The organism is Yoonia sp., assembly GCF_017854565.1.
In the GTDB taxonomy this organism is placed as follows: domain Bacteria; phylum Pseudomonadota; class Alphaproteobacteria; order Rhodobacterales; family Rhodobacteraceae; genus Yoonia.
In genome coordinates this window covers 1-16548 of the sequence record NZ_JAFMHJ010000031.1, presented here as the reverse complement: position 1 = coordinate 16548, position 16548 = coordinate 1, and the positions used below count along the sequence as shown (strand labels likewise).

General features: G+C 58.8%; 16 protein-coding genes and 1 pseudogene. 12 read left to right on the top strand and 5 right to left on the bottom strand.

Annotation, left to right across the window (positions count from 1 at the left end; translation table 11 throughout):
• Positions 1–33 precede the first annotated feature (33 nt).
• Positions 34–690 carry a hypothetical protein gene (locus tag QZ196_RS12480; RefSeq protein WP_296426871.1) on the top strand — a complete coding sequence of 219 codons (657 nt, stop codon included), beginning with the start codon at positions 34–36 and terminating at the stop codon, positions 688–690.
• On the opposite strand, the gene QZ196_RS12475 is transcribed toward QZ196_RS12480, so the two are convergent.
• Both QZ196_RS12475 and QZ196_RS12470 read right to left on the bottom strand, forming a co-directional pair.
• Positions 656–1516: an SDR family oxidoreductase gene (locus QZ196_RS12475; RefSeq protein WP_296426870.1), complete on the bottom strand. Its 861-nt coding sequence runs from the start codon at positions 1514–1516 to the stop codon at positions 656–658. The genes QZ196_RS12480 and QZ196_RS12475 overlap by 35 nt on opposite strands.
• A 45-nt stretch (positions 1517–1561) precedes the next feature.
• Positions 1562–2305, bottom strand: a complete 744-nt coding sequence (locus QZ196_RS12470; RefSeq protein ID WP_296426868.1) for a class II aldolase and adducin N-terminal domain-containing protein — start codon at positions 2303–2305, stop codon at positions 1562–1564.
• Between the two features lie 81 nt (positions 2306–2386).
• On the opposite strand from QZ196_RS12470, the gene araD reads away from it, so the two are divergent.
• The 4 genes from araD (at position 2387) to preA (ending at position 7876) form a co-directional block, all read left to right on the top strand.
• Complete coding sequence (gene araD / locus QZ196_RS12465) at positions 2387–4141, top strand: L-arabinonate dehydratase (protein WP_296426867.1); 1755 nt, start codon at positions 2387–2389, stop codon at positions 4139–4141.
• Positions 4141–5052: a Gfo/Idh/MocA family oxidoreductase gene (locus QZ196_RS12460; RefSeq protein WP_296426865.1), complete on the top strand. Its 912-nt coding sequence runs from the start codon at positions 4141–4143 to the stop codon at positions 5050–5052. Before araD ends, QZ196_RS12460 begins: the two co-directional genes overlap by 1 nt.
• 151 nt (positions 5053–5203) lie before the next feature.
• Positions 5204–6532, top strand: coding sequence for an NAD(P)-dependent oxidoreductase (locus tag QZ196_RS12455; protein ID WP_296426863.1), 1329 nt, complete (start codon positions 5204–5206; stop codon positions 6530–6532).
• A 39-nt stretch (positions 6533–6571) separates the two neighbouring features.
• Positions 6572–7876, top strand: a complete 1305-nt coding sequence (gene preA / locus QZ196_RS12450; RefSeq protein ID WP_296426861.1) for an NAD-dependent dihydropyrimidine dehydrogenase subunit PreA — start codon at positions 6572–6574, stop codon at positions 7874–7876.
• A gap of 3 nt (positions 7877–7879) precedes the next feature.
• Here preA and QZ196_RS12445 read toward each other — a convergent pair whose 3' ends face one another.
• Positions 7880–8482 (bottom strand): TetR family transcriptional regulator C-terminal domain-containing protein, encoded by a 603-nt coding sequence (locus QZ196_RS12445; protein ID WP_296426859.1) that lies wholly within the window; start codon positions 8480–8482, stop codon positions 7880–7882.
• Positions 8483–8652: 170 nt separating this feature from the next.
• Between QZ196_RS12445 and QZ196_RS12440 the strand changes: the two genes are divergently transcribed.
• The 7 genes from QZ196_RS12440 (at position 8653) to QZ196_RS12410 (ending at position 15754) form a co-directional block, all read left to right on the top strand.
• Entirely contained in the window at positions 8653–9903 is a 1251-nt protein-coding gene (locus tag QZ196_RS12440; protein ID WP_296426857.1) for a Zn-dependent hydrolase, read from the top strand.
• Positions 9900–10460 (top strand): hypothetical protein, encoded by a 561-nt coding sequence (locus QZ196_RS12435; protein ID WP_296426855.1) that lies wholly within the window; start codon positions 9900–9902, stop codon positions 10458–10460. The genes QZ196_RS12440 and QZ196_RS12435 overlap by 4 nt, the downstream gene beginning before the upstream one ends.
• Positions 10457–11911 carry a dihydropyrimidinase gene (hydA, locus tag QZ196_RS12430; protein ID WP_296426853.1) on the top strand — a complete coding sequence of 485 codons (1455 nt, stop codon included), beginning with the start codon at positions 10457–10459 and terminating at the stop codon, positions 11909–11911. The genes QZ196_RS12435 and hydA overlap by 4 nt, the downstream gene beginning before the upstream one ends.
• Positions 11912–12133: 222 nt before the next feature.
• On the top strand, positions 12134–12901 hold the full coding sequence (locus tag QZ196_RS12425; protein ID WP_296426852.1) for an ABC transporter ATP-binding protein: 768 nt from the start codon (positions 12134–12136) through the stop codon (positions 12899–12901).
• Positions 12902–12949: 48 nt separating this feature from the next.
• Positions 12950–13870, top strand: a complete 921-nt coding sequence (locus QZ196_RS12420; protein WP_296426915.1) for an ABC transporter permease subunit — start codon at positions 12950–12952, stop codon at positions 13868–13870.
• The gene (locus tag QZ196_RS12415) at positions 13867–14718 is read left to right on the top strand and encodes an ABC transporter permease (protein ID WP_296426850.1); all 852 of its coding nucleotides are present in this window, start codon (positions 13867–13869) and stop codon (positions 14716–14718) included. The genes QZ196_RS12420 and QZ196_RS12415 overlap by 4 nt, the downstream gene beginning before the upstream one ends.
• A gap of 43 nt (positions 14719–14761) precedes the next feature.
• Positions 14762–15754, top strand: coding sequence for an ABC transporter substrate-binding protein (locus tag QZ196_RS12410; protein ID WP_296426848.1), 993 nt, complete (start codon positions 14762–14764; stop codon positions 15752–15754).
• Between the two features lie 127 nt (positions 15755–15881).
• Here QZ196_RS12410 and QZ196_RS12405 read toward each other — a convergent pair.
• A pseudogene (locus QZ196_RS12405) lies at positions 15882–16331 on the bottom strand (IS30 family transposase); the annotation flags it as partial.
• A gap of 37 nt (positions 16332–16368) precedes the next feature.
• The coding region (locus QZ196_RS12400) for a hypothetical protein (protein ID WP_296426847.1) at positions 16369–16548 on the bottom strand (180 nt) is incomplete at its 5' end.

The following is a 16548-nucleotide window of genomic DNA, read 5'->3' as shown; positions in this document are numbered from 1 at the left end:
CGTTTGGTCGATAACAACAAGGCGGCAAAAGGCATGATACTGAACCCAACCGTGATTTACCGTTGGATCGTGTTCCTGTTGGCTGCGGGCTATTGCCTGCGCACGATGATTTTTGGCGGATTTGACGCGTTCGGCGGCCCGTTCCGGTTTCTGACGATCTGGGCGCTGTTCGCGTCGTTTTTCGCAGCCAGTCGGATGATGGCCCTGATGGAAGGACGCAGTGACCACCGCTGGGACGGGTTTGTGTGCATGACGGCGGTGATCAATACGATGGTCGTGTTCCTGTATTGGCGGCTGTATTTCGCGGACCCGACGTCGGTGACCCAGGACGGGCAGTTGGCGGCGTGGCATCTGGAGTTGTATCTGCATCTGTTCGGTCCGCTGTTGCAGTGGGTCGATACGGTTTTCATCCATCGCAGCTATCAGCGGTTGGGGCCCGCGCTGGCGTGGCTTGTGGGTGTGATTACGGCCTATGTCGTCTGGGCGGAACTGGTCGTCGGACCGATGAACGCCACCCCGGTGGGGGTGGTGACCAGTGGGCTACCCTATCCGTTCCTGAATAATCTGGAGCTGCCGCAGCGGGCGATTTTTTATGCGACCAATATCGCGACGGCAGTGGTTTTGCTGTTTTTGTTTGCGGGACTGACGTGGGCCGTCAGGCGCCGATCTCTTGGGCGAGCAGCGCTTTGAGGCCGCTGTGATAATCGGGATAGAGCAGGTCCACGCCCAATTCATCTTTGATCCGATCATTTCTGACCTTTTTGCTTTCGGCATAAAAGCTGCGTGCCATGGCTGACATTTGGACGGTTCCGAAGTCTTCGGCTGGGGGAACCGGCAGCCCCAGCAGTTCAGCGGCATAGGCGATGACGTCTTGGGGTGGCGCGGGGTCATCGTCGCAGACGTTATATGCGGCGCCGGGATTTGGGTGTTGGATGGATGCGGCCAAGACGCGGGCGATGTCGGCAACATGTGTGCGGCTAAAGACCTGACCGGGTTTGATGATGCGGCGGGCGGTGCCTTCGCGGACTTTGGCAAAGGGGCCGCGCCCCGGTCCATAGATGCCCGCCAGCCGGAAAATCTGGAGCGGCAGGTCCGGGATTGCGGCCCATGCGGCCTCGGCCTTGACGCGCGCCTGGCCGCGTTTGGTGGTGGGGGACAGGGGGGTGCTTTCATCAACCCATGCGCCATTATGGTCGCCATAGACACCCGTGGTGGACAGATAGCCGACCCATTCAAACTGCCCGGCCCGCTGCGCGATTTCATCGTGCAACGCGGCAAGCACCGGGTCGCCGTCATCATCTGGCGCCGCAGAGACCAACACATGTGTCGCGGCATTCAGCGCCGGGATCATATCGGCACCGGGCCAAATCCGCGGCTCAATCCCCTGATTCATCAGCTGGGCGGCCTTGTCATCGGACCTTGTGGTGCCGATGATCCGCCAGTCCTGCGGCAGCAGGATGCGGGACAGGGCGCGGGCGCTGTAGCCGTGGCCGAATGAGAGAAGTGTTTTTGTCATATGCCTGTCCTGCCGTAGCTGCCCCGAAACTGCAAGAGACCTGTCTTAGCCAGCGTAATTTGACCCTTCGCCATCAAGAATCAATTTTAGCTCTTTCAGGTGACGCGCGTCTTGCTCGGGGTAGCTTTCGAGTTCTTGCGCGGTTTTTTCGGCGATGGCATCGGGCAGCACGCGCAGCGGCAGGCCGGTTTGCAAGGCGCGGATGTAGGTTTCGCAGGCGCGTTCGAAATAATAAAGCCGGTTGAACGTCTCGGCCACGGTTTGCCCGATGATCAGGACGCCGTGATTGCCCATGATCATCACGCGCTTTTTGGGGTCTGCAAACAAGGCGGCGCAGCGTGCGCCCTCTTGCTCGAACGCCAGACCGCCGTAGCCATCGTCGATGACATAGCGATTAAAGAAGGTGCAGCAGTTTTGGTCGATGGGCGGCAGGTGGCTGTCCTTGAGGGATGCAAGCACGGTCGCAAAGATCGAATGGACGTGCATTGCGCAGCGTGCGTGCGGGACATGGCGGTGGATGCCGCCGTGCAGCCCCCATGCGGTGGGATCGGGCGCATTGGGTCCGGTCAGCGTTTCTGGATCATTGGCGTCCACGGTGATCAGGTCACTGGCCTTGATCCGGCTAAAGTGCATTTGGTTGGGATTCATCAAGAACCGTGTGCCATCATCGTTGATCGCAAGGCTAAAGTGGTTTGCGACTGCTTCGTGCAGGTTCAACCGGGCGGTCCAGCGGAATGCGGCGGCGAGGTCGGCCCGCTCGGCCCAATGATCAAGGTTTGCGGTGGTCATGTTGTCTCTCACTATTGATTTGCCTGTCTGCGTCAGACCTGAGATGCTAGCGCAAACACTCCCAAAAGGTAAGAGACACCCATGGCCTTCAATCCCGCCAAGTGGCCCCGCAAATTACGTTCCCAAGAATGGTTTGGCGGCACGTCAAAGGACGCGATTTATCACCGCTCGTGGATGAAGAACCAAGGTCTGCCAGCCGATTTGCTTGATGGCCGCCCGGTGATCGGCATCTGCAACACATGGTCCGAACTGACCCCCTGCAACGCGCATCTGCGCGATCTGGCCGAGCGGGTGAAGTTTGGCGTTTATGAGGCTGGCGGTTTTCCTGTTGAATTCCCGGTGTTTAGCCCATCAGAAAGCACCCTGCGCCCGACCGCGATGATGTACCGCAACCTGTGTGCGATGGATGTAGAGGAAGCGATCCGCGGCAAATGTATTGATGGCGTTGTGTTGCTGGCTGGTTGTGACAAGACCACGCCAGCCCTGCTGATGGGTGCCGCATCCGTCGATCTGCCAGCGATCATGGTGTCGGGCGGGCCGATGTTGAATGGCTATTTCAAGGGCGAACGCGTCGGGTCGGGCACGCATCTGTGGAAGTTTTCCGAGGCCGTGCGCGCAGGCGAGATGTCGGCCGATGAATTTGTCGAGGCCGAGGCGTCGATGTCCCGCTCTGCCGGGTCGTGCAACACGATGGGCACCGCCAGTACCATGGCCTCCATGGCCGAGGCATTGGGCATGGCCCTGTCCGGCAACGCCGCAATCCCCGCTGTCGATAGCCGCCGTCGGGTGATGGCCCATGTCACCGGACGCCGGATTGTCGATATGGTCAAGGACGACTTGAAGCCGTCGGATATCATGACAAAGCAGGCATTTGAAAACGCGATCCGCACCAATGGCGCGATTGGTGGATCGACCAATGCCGTGATCCATCTGCTGGCCATGGCGGGCCGCTGCGACGTGGATCTGACCCTTGATGACTGGGACCGGCTGGGGCGCGATGTGCCGACTATCGTCAATCTCATGCCGTCGGGAAAATACCTGATGGAAGAGTTCTTTTATGCGGGTGGCCTGCCTGTGGTGATCAAGCGTCTGGGCGAGGCGGGAATGCTGCACAAGGACGCGCTGACGGTGTCGGGCAAGGGCATCTGGGACGAGGTGAAGGACGTCAAGAACTGGAATGAAGACGTTATCCTTCCGGTGGAACTGGCGCTGACCCAATCCGGAGGCGTCGCTGTGCTGCGCGGCAATCTGGCGCCGGGGGGGGCGGTTCTGAAACCCTCGGCGGCGACGCCTGCATTGATGCAACACCGTGGCCGGGCCGTCGTGTTCGAGGATATTGATGACTACAAGGCGCGCATTAACGATGACAATCTGGATATTGATGAAACCTGCGTGATGGTTCTGAAAAACTGCGGACCGCGCGGGTATCCGGGGATGGCCGAAGTCGGCAATATGGGCCTGCCGCCGAAGATCCTCAAGAAAGGCATCACGGATATGGTGCGGATATCGGATGCGCGGATGTCCGGCACGGCCTTTGGAACGGTGGTTCTGCACACCGCGCCCGAGGCGGCAGTGGGTGGGCCGCTCGCCGTGGTGCAAAATGGCGATATGATCGAAGTTGACGTGGCCGGGCGGCGTATCCATCTGGACATTTCCGATGATGAGCTGACGGCACGTCTGGCGGCTTGGTCGGCTGCGACATCGGGGGCAAACCCACGCCCGGCCAGCGGCTATGCCCAGCTTTATCATGACCGGGTCTTGGGTGCCGACACGGGTGCGGATTTTGATTTTCTCGTCGGCTGTCGCGGTAATGCCGTCGGCAAAGAGGCGCATTGATGGCGACGCCGATCTGCCTTGTCGGGATCGGCAAAATTGCCGTGGATCAGCATGTGCCGGCGATCAATGGCAGTGACGATTGGGCGCTTGCCGCCACGGTCAGTCGCGCGGGAACGGTCGACGGTGTCCCGTCGTTCACCGACTTTGATCAGATGTTGACCGAACGGCCCGACATCACGGTCGTCTCGCTTTGCCTGCCGCCCGTGCCGCGCTTTGACTATGCACAAAAGGCGATCGCGGCCGGACGTCATGTGATGCTCGAAAAACCACCCGGTGCGACATTGGCCGAGGTTCATACGTTGTCAGCGATGGCGCGGGCGGCGGGCGCGACGCTTTTTGCGACCTGGCACAGCCGGATGGCGCCGGGGGTCGCACATGCAAAGGCATGGCTGGCCGACAAGACCATCACACGCGCGCACATTAATTGGAAAGAGGACGTGCGGCGGTGGCATCCGGGGCAGGATTGGGTCTTTGAACCCGGTGGAATGGGTGTGTTTGATCCGGCCAGCAATGGCCTGTCGATCATCACCGAAATCCTGCCGATGCCGATCCATCTGACCGCTGCCGCGCTGGAATTCCCCTCAAACCGCGACACGCCAATTGCGGCACAGCTGGTGTTTCATGGCAATGTAACTGCTGATCTGGACTGGCGCCAAGACGGGCCGCAAAGCTGGGACATCACGGTGCAGACGACCGCCGGAACGCTGCAACTGCATGACGGCGGCGCCCGGCTTGTGATTGACGGCGCGCAGGTGGCCGTCGGACCAGATCGCGAATACCCCGCCCTTTACGACCGGATGACCCAATTGGTCAAAACGGGTGCGTCCGACGTGGATCTATCGCCAATGGTGCATGTCGCCGATGCGCTGACCCTTGGAAAACGGATCACGGTCGCCCCGTTCCATTTCTAAGCGGACCACAGCTTCTTCCGAGCGTAAATATCCCCGCCGGAGGCTGGCCGACGGGTGTCGGACAAAAATAACAGATTTCCAAAAATTTACCGTTTGATAAAAAATAAAGTTGTGGCAGGCTGTCGATGATACGTCACGACAGGAAACAACCATGTCCAGCCCAATGACCCCCGGCATCGCGCCTGCGCGTTTGCCTGCCGAAGATATCGCAACCAACTTTGCCGATCTGCACGCCCCTTATACCCCACACGAGGCCGCAGTGGCGTCGGATCGCTGTTATTTCTGCCATGATGCACCTTGCGTGACGGCCTGCCCGACGGCAATCGACATTCCGCTGTTCATCCGCCAGATCAGCACGGGCATGCCCGAGGCCGCAGCGAAGACGATTTTTGACCAAAATATTCTTGGCGGCATGTGCGCGCGCGTCTGCCCGACAGAAGACCTGTGCGAACAGGCCTGCGTGCGCGAAGCGGCCGAAGGCCAGCCGGTCGAGATTGGCAGGTTGCAGCGGTACGCCACGGATACGTTGATGGCCAGGCAAAGCCACCCCTATGCCCGCGCCGCCGCGACCGGCAAGAAGGTTGCGGTTGTCGGGGCGGGTCCTGCGGGTCTGGCCTGTGCGCACCGTTTGGCGATGCTTGGGCATGACGTGACGCTCTATGATGGGGCTGCAAAAGCCGGCGGGCTGAACGAATTCGGCATTGCGGCTTACAAGGCGACCAATGATTTTGCCGCGCGCGAGGTCGATTGGCTGCTGGGGATCGGCGGTATCGCGGTCGAGACAGGCAAGCGGTTAGGTGCCGATCTGTCGCTTGATGCGCTGAGCGAGGTGTTCGATGCCGTGTTCGTCGGCGTTGGGCTGGGTGGCGTCAATGCTTTGCGCGCGCCGGGCGAAGACATGGACGGCGTGACGGATGCAGTCGATTTTATCGCGGATTTGCGGCAGACGAATGATCTGGCCAGCCTTGCGGTGGGCCGCGATGTTGTGGTGATCGGTGGCGGAATGACAGCCATCGACGCGGCGGTGCAGTGTAAACTTTTGGGCGCACAAAATGTGACCATTGCTTATCGCCGCAGCCGTGACCGGATGACCGCGAGCCGCTATGAACAGGATCTTGCCGCGTCCAAAGGCGTGCGATTGATGTTCAACGTGCTGCCCGTGGCGATCCGCGGCAACGGGACCGTCCGCGAGATAGAGCTGGAATATACCGCAGACACGGGCGCGGGCCTGCAAGGGACGGGTGAAACGATCTGCCTGCCCGCAGATCAGGTGTTCAAGGCGATTGGCCAGACATTGGACAGCGACGCGGGGCTGGCGCTTGACGGGCGCAAGATCGCCGTGACCGGGCCGGGGCGCACCGGTCGTGCGGGTGTTTGGGCGGGCGGTGATTGCGCCACCGGCGGTAATGACTTGACGGTAACCGCCGTTGCCGAAGGGCGCGATGCGGCGATGGATATACATACATTTTTGATGACGTAAGGTGGGTTTTAACCCACCCTACAGGCAGGAGCACACGATATGGCTGATCTGACAACAACCTTCCTTGGGATCAAATCGCCCAACCCTTTTTGGCTGGCCTCGGCGCCACCCACCGACAAGGAATACAACGTGCGGCGCGCCTTCGAGGCGGGTTGGGGCGGTGTCGTGTGGAAAACGCTTGGGTCCGAAGGCCCGCCTGTCGTCAACGTCAATGGTCCGCGATATGGCGCGATCTATGGCGCGGACAGGCGCCTGCTGGGGCTGAACAACATCGAACTGATCACCGATCGGCCGCTGGATGTGAACCTTGCTGAAATCACCCGCGTAAAGGCCGATTATCCCGACCGCGCCATGATCGTCAGCCTGATGGTGCCCTGCGAAGAACAGGCGTGGAAGGATATCTTGCCACGGGTGACGGCGACGGGGGCGGACGGGATCGAGCTGAACTTTGGTTGCCCGCATGGCATGTCGGAGCGCGGCATGGGGGCGGCTGTCGGCCAAGTGCCCGAATATATCGAAATGGTGACCCGGTGGTGCAAGCAATACTACGACAAGCCGGTGATCGTAAAATTGACGCCGAACATCACGGACGTGCGCAAACCGGCTGCCGCTGCCATGCGCGGCGGGGCCGATGCGGTTAGCCTGATCAATACGATCAATTCGATCACCTCGGTCAACCTTGACACGATGTCGCCGGAACCGTCGATTGACGGCAAGGGCAGTCACGGCGGCTATTGCGGTCCGGCGGTGAAACCCATTGCAATGTCGATGGTGTCCGAAATCGCGCGCCACCCCGAAACCCAGGGCCTGCCGATCAGCGGGATCGGCGGGATCACGACATGGCGTGATGCGGCAGAGTTTATCAGCCTCGGCTGTGGCAACGTACAGGTTTGCACTGCGGCGATGACCTATGGCTTCAAGATCGTCCAGGAGATGATCAGCGGCCTGTCGGAGTGGATGGATGAAAAAGGCTATACGTCCGTCGAAGAGGTCGTTGGCCGGGCCGTTCCGAACGTGACGGATTGGCAGTATCTGAACCTGAATTATGTGGCCAAGGCGAAGATCAGTCAGGATGATTGCATCAAATGCGGTCGCTGCTATGCCGCTTGCGAGGATACGTCACATCAGGCCATCGCCATGTCGGACGACCGCACATTCACCGTGATTGATGCCGAATGCGTCGCCTGTAATCTGTGTGTCGATGTGTGTCCCGTCGAAAACTGCATTACAATGGAACCGATGGAACCCGGCCAGGTCGACCCCCGCACCGGCAAGGTCGTGCAAAAGGAATATGCCAACTGGACAACGCATCCCAATAATCCGGGGGCCGTTGCCGCAGAATAAGTTTCAGGGCGTCAACAGCTTTTTATACAGCATATCAAGAAAGACCGCCGCGCCGTCATAGGGGGCTTTGTCGCCCAAGACAGCGCGCACCTGAACATCGAAATCGGCGTAGTGTTGTGTAAAGGCCCAGATCGAAAATATCAGGTGATGGGGGTCCACCCGCGCGATCCGCCCGGCATCGGACCAGCCTTGGATAATCGCGCCTTTGGCATCGACCAACGCTTTCAGATCGGTCTGAAGAATGGCCTCGATCCGGGGCGCGCCTTGCAGGATTTCATTGGCGAACAGCCTGCTTTCGCGCGGATAATCGCGGCTAAGCGCCAGTTTGCGCTGGGCATAGGCCATGATTTCTTTGACGGGGTCACCCTTTCCGTCCAGCGCCTTGAGCGGGTCCAGCCATGTTTCAAGAAGCCGCTCTAGCAAGACAGTATGGATCGCCTCTTTGGAGGGGAAATAATACAGCAGATTGGGTTTGGACAATCCCGCAGCATCGGCAATCTGATCAAGCGTCGATCCGCGAAACCCGAATTGCGAAAACACGTCCAGCCCGGCGGACAGGATTGCGGCGCGATTGCGTTTTTGGATACGGGTCGGCGGTTTTGTCATCGTCTTCCTTTGTTCAAATCTTTTGCGGCTTGCCCTGATTATTGGCCGCTGCGCTTCTATCGCAGGCAATGGCGGATAAATCACGCGGAAAACTTGACTGATCTCGCGCCTCTGTTAGCGTTGGTTTGACCAGTTGGTCAAATCACGATGCATCTGCGAGGAGACGACCCATGGCGGCCCCCGGTGAAAATCTGAAAATCAATGGTGCCCGGCTGTGGGATAGCCTGATGGAGATGGCCAAGATTGGCCCCGGTGTGGCGGGTGGCAACAATCGTCAGACGCTGACGGATTTCGACAGCGAAGGCCGGCACCTGTTTCTGGACTGGTGTCAGGCGGCGGGCTGCACGATGGGCCTTGACCAGATGGGCAATATGTTTGCCCGGCGCGAAGGAACTGACCCCGATGCGTTACCGGTTTATGTAGGGTCGCATCTGGATACGCAGCCGACAGGAGGGAAATATGATGGCGTCCTGGGTGTTCTTGGCGGTCTGGAAATTTTGCGCACCATGAATGATCTGGATATCAAGACAAAGCATCCGATTGTCGTCACGAACTGGACGAACGAGGAAGGGACGCGGTTTGCGCCTGCCATGCTTGCCTCTGGCGTTTTTGCGGGCATGTATGATCAGGGGTGGGCCTATGATCGCAAGGATGCGGACGGCAAGACATTCGGGGACGAACTGGCGCGGATTGGCTGGAAGGGTGATGAAACGGTCGGTGACCGCAAGATGCACGCCTTCTTTGAGCTCCACATCGAACAAGGTCCGATCCTGGAGGCCGAGGGCAAGCAGATCGGTGTTGTCACCCATGGGCAGGGCCTGTGGTGGCTAGAGGTGACGCTGATTGGCAAAGATGCGCACACCGGGTCAACCCCGATGAATATGCGGGTCAATGCCGGGCTTGGCATGGCGCGGATAATCGAGCTTGTTCATACGATAGCGATGGAAAATCAGCCGGGTGCCGTGGGCGCGATAGGGCAGTGCAACGTCTATCCAAATTCGCGCAATGTGATCCCCGGCAAGGCGGTGTTCACCATCGACTTCCGATCACCCGATCAGGCAAAACTCGATAGAATGAAAGCGCGGCTCGAGGTTGAAGCGGTGCCGATTATCGAAGCGCTGGGCCTGACGATGGCGATCGAACCGGTCGGCCACTTTGATCCTGTGACGTTTGACGAAGGCTGTGTGACGGCGGTGCGCAACGCGGCAGAGAGGTTGGGCTATTCCCACATGGACCTGATTTCGGGCGCCGGGCATGACGCCTGTTGGATCAACCGCGTGGCCCCGACCGCCATGGTGATGTGCCCCTGCGTGGACGGGCTAAGCCATAACGAGGCGGAAGAGATCAGCCCTGAATGGGCGGCGGCGGGGACGGATGTGCTGTTCCATGCGGTGGTCGAGACGGCGGAGATTGTAGGGTGATATTGGGTGTTTTCGATAACTGGCCGCAGTTAATTGAGGTTGTCGGAATATGGTTTGCTGGAATTGCCACGTTTACAGCGGCGGTAGTAGCTCTTCGCGTTGCGAACAGGGCAAATGCTCAAGATGTTAGACTTGTTGCCAGACCAATGCTGGAAGTCACCGTGGGTGGTGGAGAGCCTAAGAAGGTTTTTCATGTTGCAGCAACTAACGTTGGCCATCGGAAAGTCACCATCACTCACTTGGGCGCGAGATCCTTGTTCAAATTCAATAGCTTCGTTTTAACCACCGGCCTACCGGGTAATTCACCCGTACCTACCCACCTAGAGGACGGAGAGGTTGCACACTGGCGATTTCCAGAACTGCGGGATGATGGGAAAAACTGGTATGGAGATTTCGCGAAGCGATTTGAGGAATACAACTGGCTAAGCCGCTGGGTTTTGCTGCGAAGCTTCCGCTATCTAATTGTTACAAGCTTGGGAAATACTTTTCTTTCAAAGCCGTCAAAGGAGTTTCGAAAGAAAGTATATGAGCAAATGGAGAAGGACCCGGACAAATGACCACAGTCATCAAAAACGGCACCATCGTCACGGCGGATCTGACCTATAAGGCGGACGTGTTGATCGACGGGGGCAAGATCGTGGAAATTGGCCCGGACCTGAAGGGCGATGAAACCCTCGATGCGACTGGTTGCTATGTCATGCCCGGCGGGATCGACCCGCATACCCACCTCGAAATGCCCTTTATGGGCACCTATTCTACCGATGATTTCGAAAGCGGGACGCGCGCGGCATTGTCGGGTGGAACCACGATGGTTGTTGATTTCGCCCTGCCCAGCCCCGGTCAGGGCCTGCATGATGCGCTGCAAATGTGGGACAACAAATCGGGTCGCGCGAATTGCGATTATTCGTTCCACATGGCGGTCACATGGTGGGGCGAGCAGGTGTTCAACGAGATGGAAAGCGTGATCAAGGACCGCGGGATCAACACGTTCAAGCATTTCATGGCCTACAAAGGCGCGCTGATGGTCAACGATGACGAGATGTACGCGTCGTTCAAGCGATTGGGTGAGCTGGGCGGCATTGCCATGGTCCATGCCGAAAATGGTGATGTGGTGGCGGAGCTGTCGGCGAAACTATTGGCTGAGGGCAATACCGGGCCAGAGGCCCACGCCTATTCCCGCCCCCCGCAGGTTGAAGGTGAGGCAACGAACCGCGCCATCATGATTGCCGATATGGCCGGTGTGCCGCTGTACGTCGTGCATACATCCTGCGAGGACAGCCACGAGGCGATCCGCCGTGCCAAGATGCAGGGCAAGCGGGTTTGGGGCGAGCCGCTGATCCAGCATCTGACCTTGGATGAAAGCGAGTATTTCAACAAAGACTGGGACCATGCCGCGCGCCGCGTCATGTCACCGCCATTTCGCAATAAGATGCATCAGGATAGCCTCTGGGCCGGGTTGCAGTCGGGGTCGTTATCGGTTGTTGCCACGGACCATTGCGCGTTTACCACAGAGCAAAAACGCTATGGCGTGGGGGATTTCACCAAGATCCCAAATGGCACCGGGGGCCTTGAAGACCGGATGCCGATGCTTTGGACCCATGGTGTGCGCACTGGGCGGCTGACGATGAATGAATTTGTCGCTGTGACGTCGACCAATATCGCGAAGATACTCAACTGCTATCCGCGCAAGGGTGCCGTGCTGGTCGGGGCCGATGCCGATCTGGTGGTTTGGGATCCGGAAAAGTCAAAGACGATCACGGCCTCGGCGCAGCAATCGGCGATTGATTACAATGTGTTCGAGGGCAAAGACGTGACGGGTCTGCCGCGCTTTACCCTGACGCGCGGATACGTTGCGATCCATGACGGCGAAGTCCGGACGCAGGAAGGGCACGGTAAGTTCGTAAAGCGCGAGGGCAACACCCCGGTGAACCGCGCGCTGTCATCGTGGAAAGAACTGACATCGCCTCGGCCTGTCGAGCGGACCGGTATTCCGGCGACGGGGGTCTGATGGATCATGCGACAGACCCTGTCTTTGGGATCGGTTCTGCAAGACGACTGGTACGGCCGGGTGTGCCGTGTTCTTTGTGATATCGGTTGATGGGCGGATTTTTCAGATGACCAAGTTTAGGATTTTGTGCGACTTTTCAACGACGGATTTGATCTGACAGTGCCGACTTGCATCGACGAATCCACCCGTCTGCGGACATGTGATGAGTAAGGGACGCCAATAGTGATCGACGCCAATGACATTTCGCTCATATTCCACACCAACGATGGCCCAGTGCATGCGCTCAAGGATGTGAATCTTGAAATCAGCAAGGGCGATTTCGTGAGTTTCATCGGCCCTTCGGGCTGTGGCAAGACCACGTTCCTAAGGTGTATCGCAGGTCTGGAGCAGCCCACGGCGGGCGAACTGAGGGTGAACGGGATGACGCCGGATGAGGCGCGCATGGCGCGGGCCTATGGCTATGTGTTTCAGGCGGCGGGGCTGTATCCATGGCGCACGATTGGCGGGAACGTGAAGTTGCCGCTTGAGATTATGGGGTTTTCCAAGGCGGAACAGGCCGCGCGGGTGGCGCGGGTGCTGGAACTGGTTGATCTGACGGGGTTTGAGAAGAAGTTTCCCTGGCAATTGTCAGGCGGTATGCAGCAGCGCGCGTCGATTGCGCGGGCTCTGGCGTTCGATGCGGATATTTTGCTGATGGACGAACCCTTTGGCGCGCTGGACGAGATCGTCCGCGATCACCTGAACGAGCAGTTGTTGCAGCTATGGGCGCGGACCGAAAAGACGATTGCCTTTGTCACCCATTCCATCCCCGAGGCGGTGTATTTGTCCACGAAGATTGTTGTCATGTCGCCGCGGCCCGGTCGGATTACGGATGTGATTGATAGCCCGTTGCCCAAAGAACGGCCTTTGGATATTCGTGACAGCCCCGAATTTATCGCGATCGCGCACCGCGTGCGTGATGGGCTGCGGGCGGGGCATGATGATGTTTAGGGGCCTCCGGCGGGGATATTTATGCTCGGAAGAAGCGGGGGGTTGCGTTTGAAATCCATCCTGCCTGTGCTGACGGTGATTGGCGCCATCTTGATGATCTGGGTCGTCGCTGTCGTGCCGATGAATATGCATCTGACCGCCGATCAGGCGCAGCGGGACGGGTTCGCTGTGACACCTGACACGCCGATGGCGCGGCAGGATTACAGCGGGCTGGGGTTGAGTTTGCGCAACCCGTCACTGGTGGGTTTGACGTATGTGCAGGAGCGCCCGCGGCTGCCATCGCCACATCAGGTTGCGGTCGAGATGTGGAAGACGATTGTGATGCAACGGGTGACGTCTAAACGGTCGCTGGTTTATCATGGGTGGGTGACGCTGTCGGCGACGCTGTTGGGTTTTGCGATGGGTACGACGCTTGGGATTACGTTGGCGGTGGGCATTGTCTACAGCCGCGCGATGGATATGAGCGTGATGCCCTGGGCGATTGCCAGCCAGACGATTCCCATTCTGGCGCTGGCGCCGATGATCATTGTGATGCTGGGCGCGATTGGCATTCATGGCTTGTTGCCGAAGTCGATTATCAGTGCCTATCTGAGCTTTTTTCCTGTGGTGGTCGGTATGGTAAAGGGGTTGCGCAGCCCTGATGGGATGCAATTGGATCTGCTGCGCACCTATTATGCAAGCGCGGCGCAAGGGTTTTGGAAGCTGCGCCTGCCTGCGTCGGTGCCGTATCTTTTTGCCTCGCTTAAGATTGGGATATCGGCGTCGCTGGTTGGCGCGATTGTGGCCGAGTTGCCGACTGGCGCGCGGGCCGGATTTGGCGCGCGCATGTTGGTCGGGGATCAGTATGGTCAGCCGCTTGTCACCTGGGCCGCGCTTTTTGCAGCCGCGATCACGGCGGCGGGGTTGGTCGGTCTGTTCAGCTTGCTTGAACGGCTGACACTGCGACGGATGGGGATGGCGGGCACATGACGGGCACAGCGATCTTTGCCGCTTTGGCGATCTGGATGACCGGTTGGTTCATCAATCTGCGCTTGGCCAATAGCGCGCTGGCGCAACGCCGCTGGGTGCAATTGTTGGTGCCTGCGATCTTTGGGTTGACGCTGTTGGTGATATGGGAACTGCTGGTGCGCCTGCTGGAGGTGAACGCGGTCATTCTGCCGCCGCCGTCCGCAATTGCCGTCCGCTTTGTGCACGAGGGTCCGCGGCTTTGGGCGGACTTTGAGCAGACGATCATCAAGGGTGCCCTGAGCGGGTATATCATCGGTGCAATCGCCGCCTTTGGCCTGGCTGTTCTGGCGGATCGGTCTGATTTTCTGACCCGTGGTATCTTGCCGGTTGGCGGTTTTATGGCAGCACTGCCGATTGTAGGCACTGCGCCGATTTTTGTGAAGTGGCTGGGCAGTGATTGGCAATCGAAGGCTGCTGTCGTTGGTGTCATGGTATTTTTCCCGATATTGGTGAACACGGTTGCGGGGCTGCGGGCCACGACGGCGATGCAGCGTGACCTGATGCGGACCTATGGCGCGGGCTATTGGCCGACTTTGCTGAAGCTACGCCTGCCCGCTGCGATGCCGTTTATCTTTAATGGGCTGAAAATCGCCACAACCCTGGCGTTGATCGGTGCGATTGTTGCTGAATTTTTCGGCTCGCCCACGGTTGGGATGGGGTTTCGCATCTCGACATCGGTCGGGCAGCTTGCACTTGATATGGTCTGGGCCGAGATTGTCGTGGCAGCCATCGCGGGCAGTGCATTTTACGGAGCGATGGCATGGATCGAGGGGCGGGTGACGTTTTGGCACCCGTCGCAACGCAAATAACCAAAGCCCCGCAAGAGGGCGCACAACTGACTTGGAGGTCAAAATGAAGAAATTGATGATGGCGGCCACACTTGCCGCCGGGCTGGGCGGAATGGCGCATGCCGATGCCCACGCCAATGACGTGGCGCTGCAATTGCAGTGGGTCACGCAGGCGCAATTTGCCGGGTATTATGTGGCTTTGGATCAGGGGTTTTATGACGCGGAAGGTTTGAACGTTACTATCCTGCCCGGTGGTCCCGACATTGCCCCACCGCAGGTTTTGGCCGGTGGCGGGGCGGATGTGATGCTGAACTGGATGCCATCGGCGCTGGCGGCACGGGAAAAGGGCCTGCCGGTTGTCAATATCGCGCAGCCGTTCAAAACGTCGGGCCTGATGCTGACTTGTTGGAAGGACGCCGGGATTGAAAGCGTCGAAGATTTCAAGGGCAAGACGATTGGCGTCTGGTTCTTTGGCAATGAATACCCGTTTCTGAGCTGGATGAGCCAGGCAGGCATTTCGACCGATGGCGGCCCCGACGGCGTGACCGTTCTGAAACAGGGTTTCAACGTCGATCCGCTGTTGCAGCGGCAGGCGGATTGCATTTCGACCATGACCTATAACGAATATGGTCAGGTGCTGGACGCGGGTGTGTCCCCGGACGAACTGGTGACGTTTAAGTACGAAGAACAGGGCGTTGCGACGTTGGAAGACGGAATTTATGCGCTGGAAGACAATCTGCAGGACCCGGTGTTTGTCGATAAAATGGTCCGTTTCGTGCGGGCGTCGATGAAAGGCTGGAAGTGGGCCGAAGAAAACCCCGAGGCCGCCGCGATGATCGTTCTGGACAACGATGAAACCGGTGCCCAGACAGAGGCCGCGCAGGTTCGCATGATGGGCGAGATCGCCAAGCTGACCGCAGGGTCCAATGGTGCGCTTGATCCCGCAGATTATCAGCGCACGGTTGATACGCTGCTGGCAGGCGGCTCCGACCCGGTGATTTCGGCCGCGCCAGTGGGCGCATGGACCAGCGCGATCACGGATGCCGCGCTGAACTAGGTACACCGCAGTCCCGGACTTGATCCGGGACCTCAACCGCGACGATATCAGAGGCCCCGGGTCACGCCCGGGGCTTTGTTTCTGTTAAGGGGCCGTGATAAACGAAACTCCGGTTTAAGGTGCGGTTTCAACTGGTCGCTGCAACACAGGCTTCAAACTTCTCTGCTGGGGTTTGGTATTGCAAGGTCTTTCTTGGCCGCTCGTTAAGCTGGCGTGCGACAGCGCTGAGTTTGGCCTGACTAAAGCCCGATATATTAGTTCCTTTCGGGAAGTATTGGCGCAGAAGCTGGTCGGTATTTTCGTTGCTGCCACGTTGCCAAGGTGACTGAGGGTCACAAAAGTAGACGTCGATCTTGGTTGCCATGGTGAACTTGCGGTGCCCAGTCATCTCCGATCCGCGATCCCATGTCAGGGAGCGATACAGCTCCTTCGGGAGCTTGCGCGCTTGTTTTATGAGGGCTGTGATGACGCTTTGAGTGTCCTTGTTTTCCACCTTCGCCAACATCACAAACCGCGAATGCCGCTCGACCAACGTCGCGATGTAGCTGTTGTTGGAGCCGACGATCAAGTCACCCTCCCCCCTCCGTGCCAATAAGCGTGAGACATTTGACTGGCTAAAGTTTACACTTGAGGGTGCAGGAGAACGCACCCATGGTTATGCCTTCACAGACTGCGCTTTCACCGGATGCTGGATCTGATGCGGTTTCGCCCACGACATCGCCCGTCCGTGTTGTCTCAACGCCAGTGGTCCCCACGGCCGAGCTGACAAGCACACCGAAGCGGCGCAGCTTCAC

Excerpts from the sequence above, each read along its gene's own strand:
- QZ196_RS12480 (WP_296426871.1), top strand. The coding sequence starts at position 34 with ATGATACTGAACCCAACCGTGATTTACCGTTGGATCGTGTTCCTGTTG.
- QZ196_RS12475 (WP_296426870.1), bottom strand. The coding sequence starts at position 1,516 with ATGACAAAAACACTTCTCTCATTCGGCCACGGCTACAGCGCCCGCGCC.
- QZ196_RS12470 (WP_296426868.1), bottom strand. The coding sequence starts at position 2,305 with ATGACCACCGCAAACCTTGATCATTGGGCCGAGCGGGCCGACCTCGCC.
- araD (WP_296426867.1), top strand. The coding sequence starts at position 2,387 with ATGGCCTTCAATCCCGCCAAGTGGCCCCGCAAATTACGTTCCCAAGAA.
- QZ196_RS12460 (WP_296426865.1), top strand. The coding sequence starts at position 4,141 with ATGGCGACGCCGATCTGCCTTGTCGGGATCGGCAAAATTGCCGTGGAT.
- QZ196_RS12455 (WP_296426863.1), top strand. The coding sequence starts at position 5,204 with ATGTCCAGCCCAATGACCCCCGGCATCGCGCCTGCGCGTTTGCCTGCC.
- preA (WP_296426861.1), top strand. The coding sequence starts at position 6,572 with ATGGCTGATCTGACAACAACCTTCCTTGGGATCAAATCGCCCAACCCT.
- QZ196_RS12445 (WP_296426859.1), bottom strand. The coding sequence starts at position 8,482 with ATGACAAAACCGCCGACCCGTATCCAAAAACGCAATCGCGCCGCAATC.
- QZ196_RS12440 (WP_296426857.1), top strand. The coding sequence starts at position 8,653 with ATGGCGGCCCCCGGTGAAAATCTGAAAATCAATGGTGCCCGGCTGTGG.
- hydA (WP_296426853.1), top strand. The coding sequence starts at position 10,457 with ATGACCACAGTCATCAAAAACGGCACCATCGTCACGGCGGATCTGACC.
- QZ196_RS12415 (WP_296426850.1), top strand. The coding sequence starts at position 13,867 with ATGACGGGCACAGCGATCTTTGCCGCTTTGGCGATCTGGATGACCGGT.
- QZ196_RS12410 (WP_296426848.1), top strand. The coding sequence starts at position 14,762 with ATGAAGAAATTGATGATGGCGGCCACACTTGCCGCCGGGCTGGGCGGA.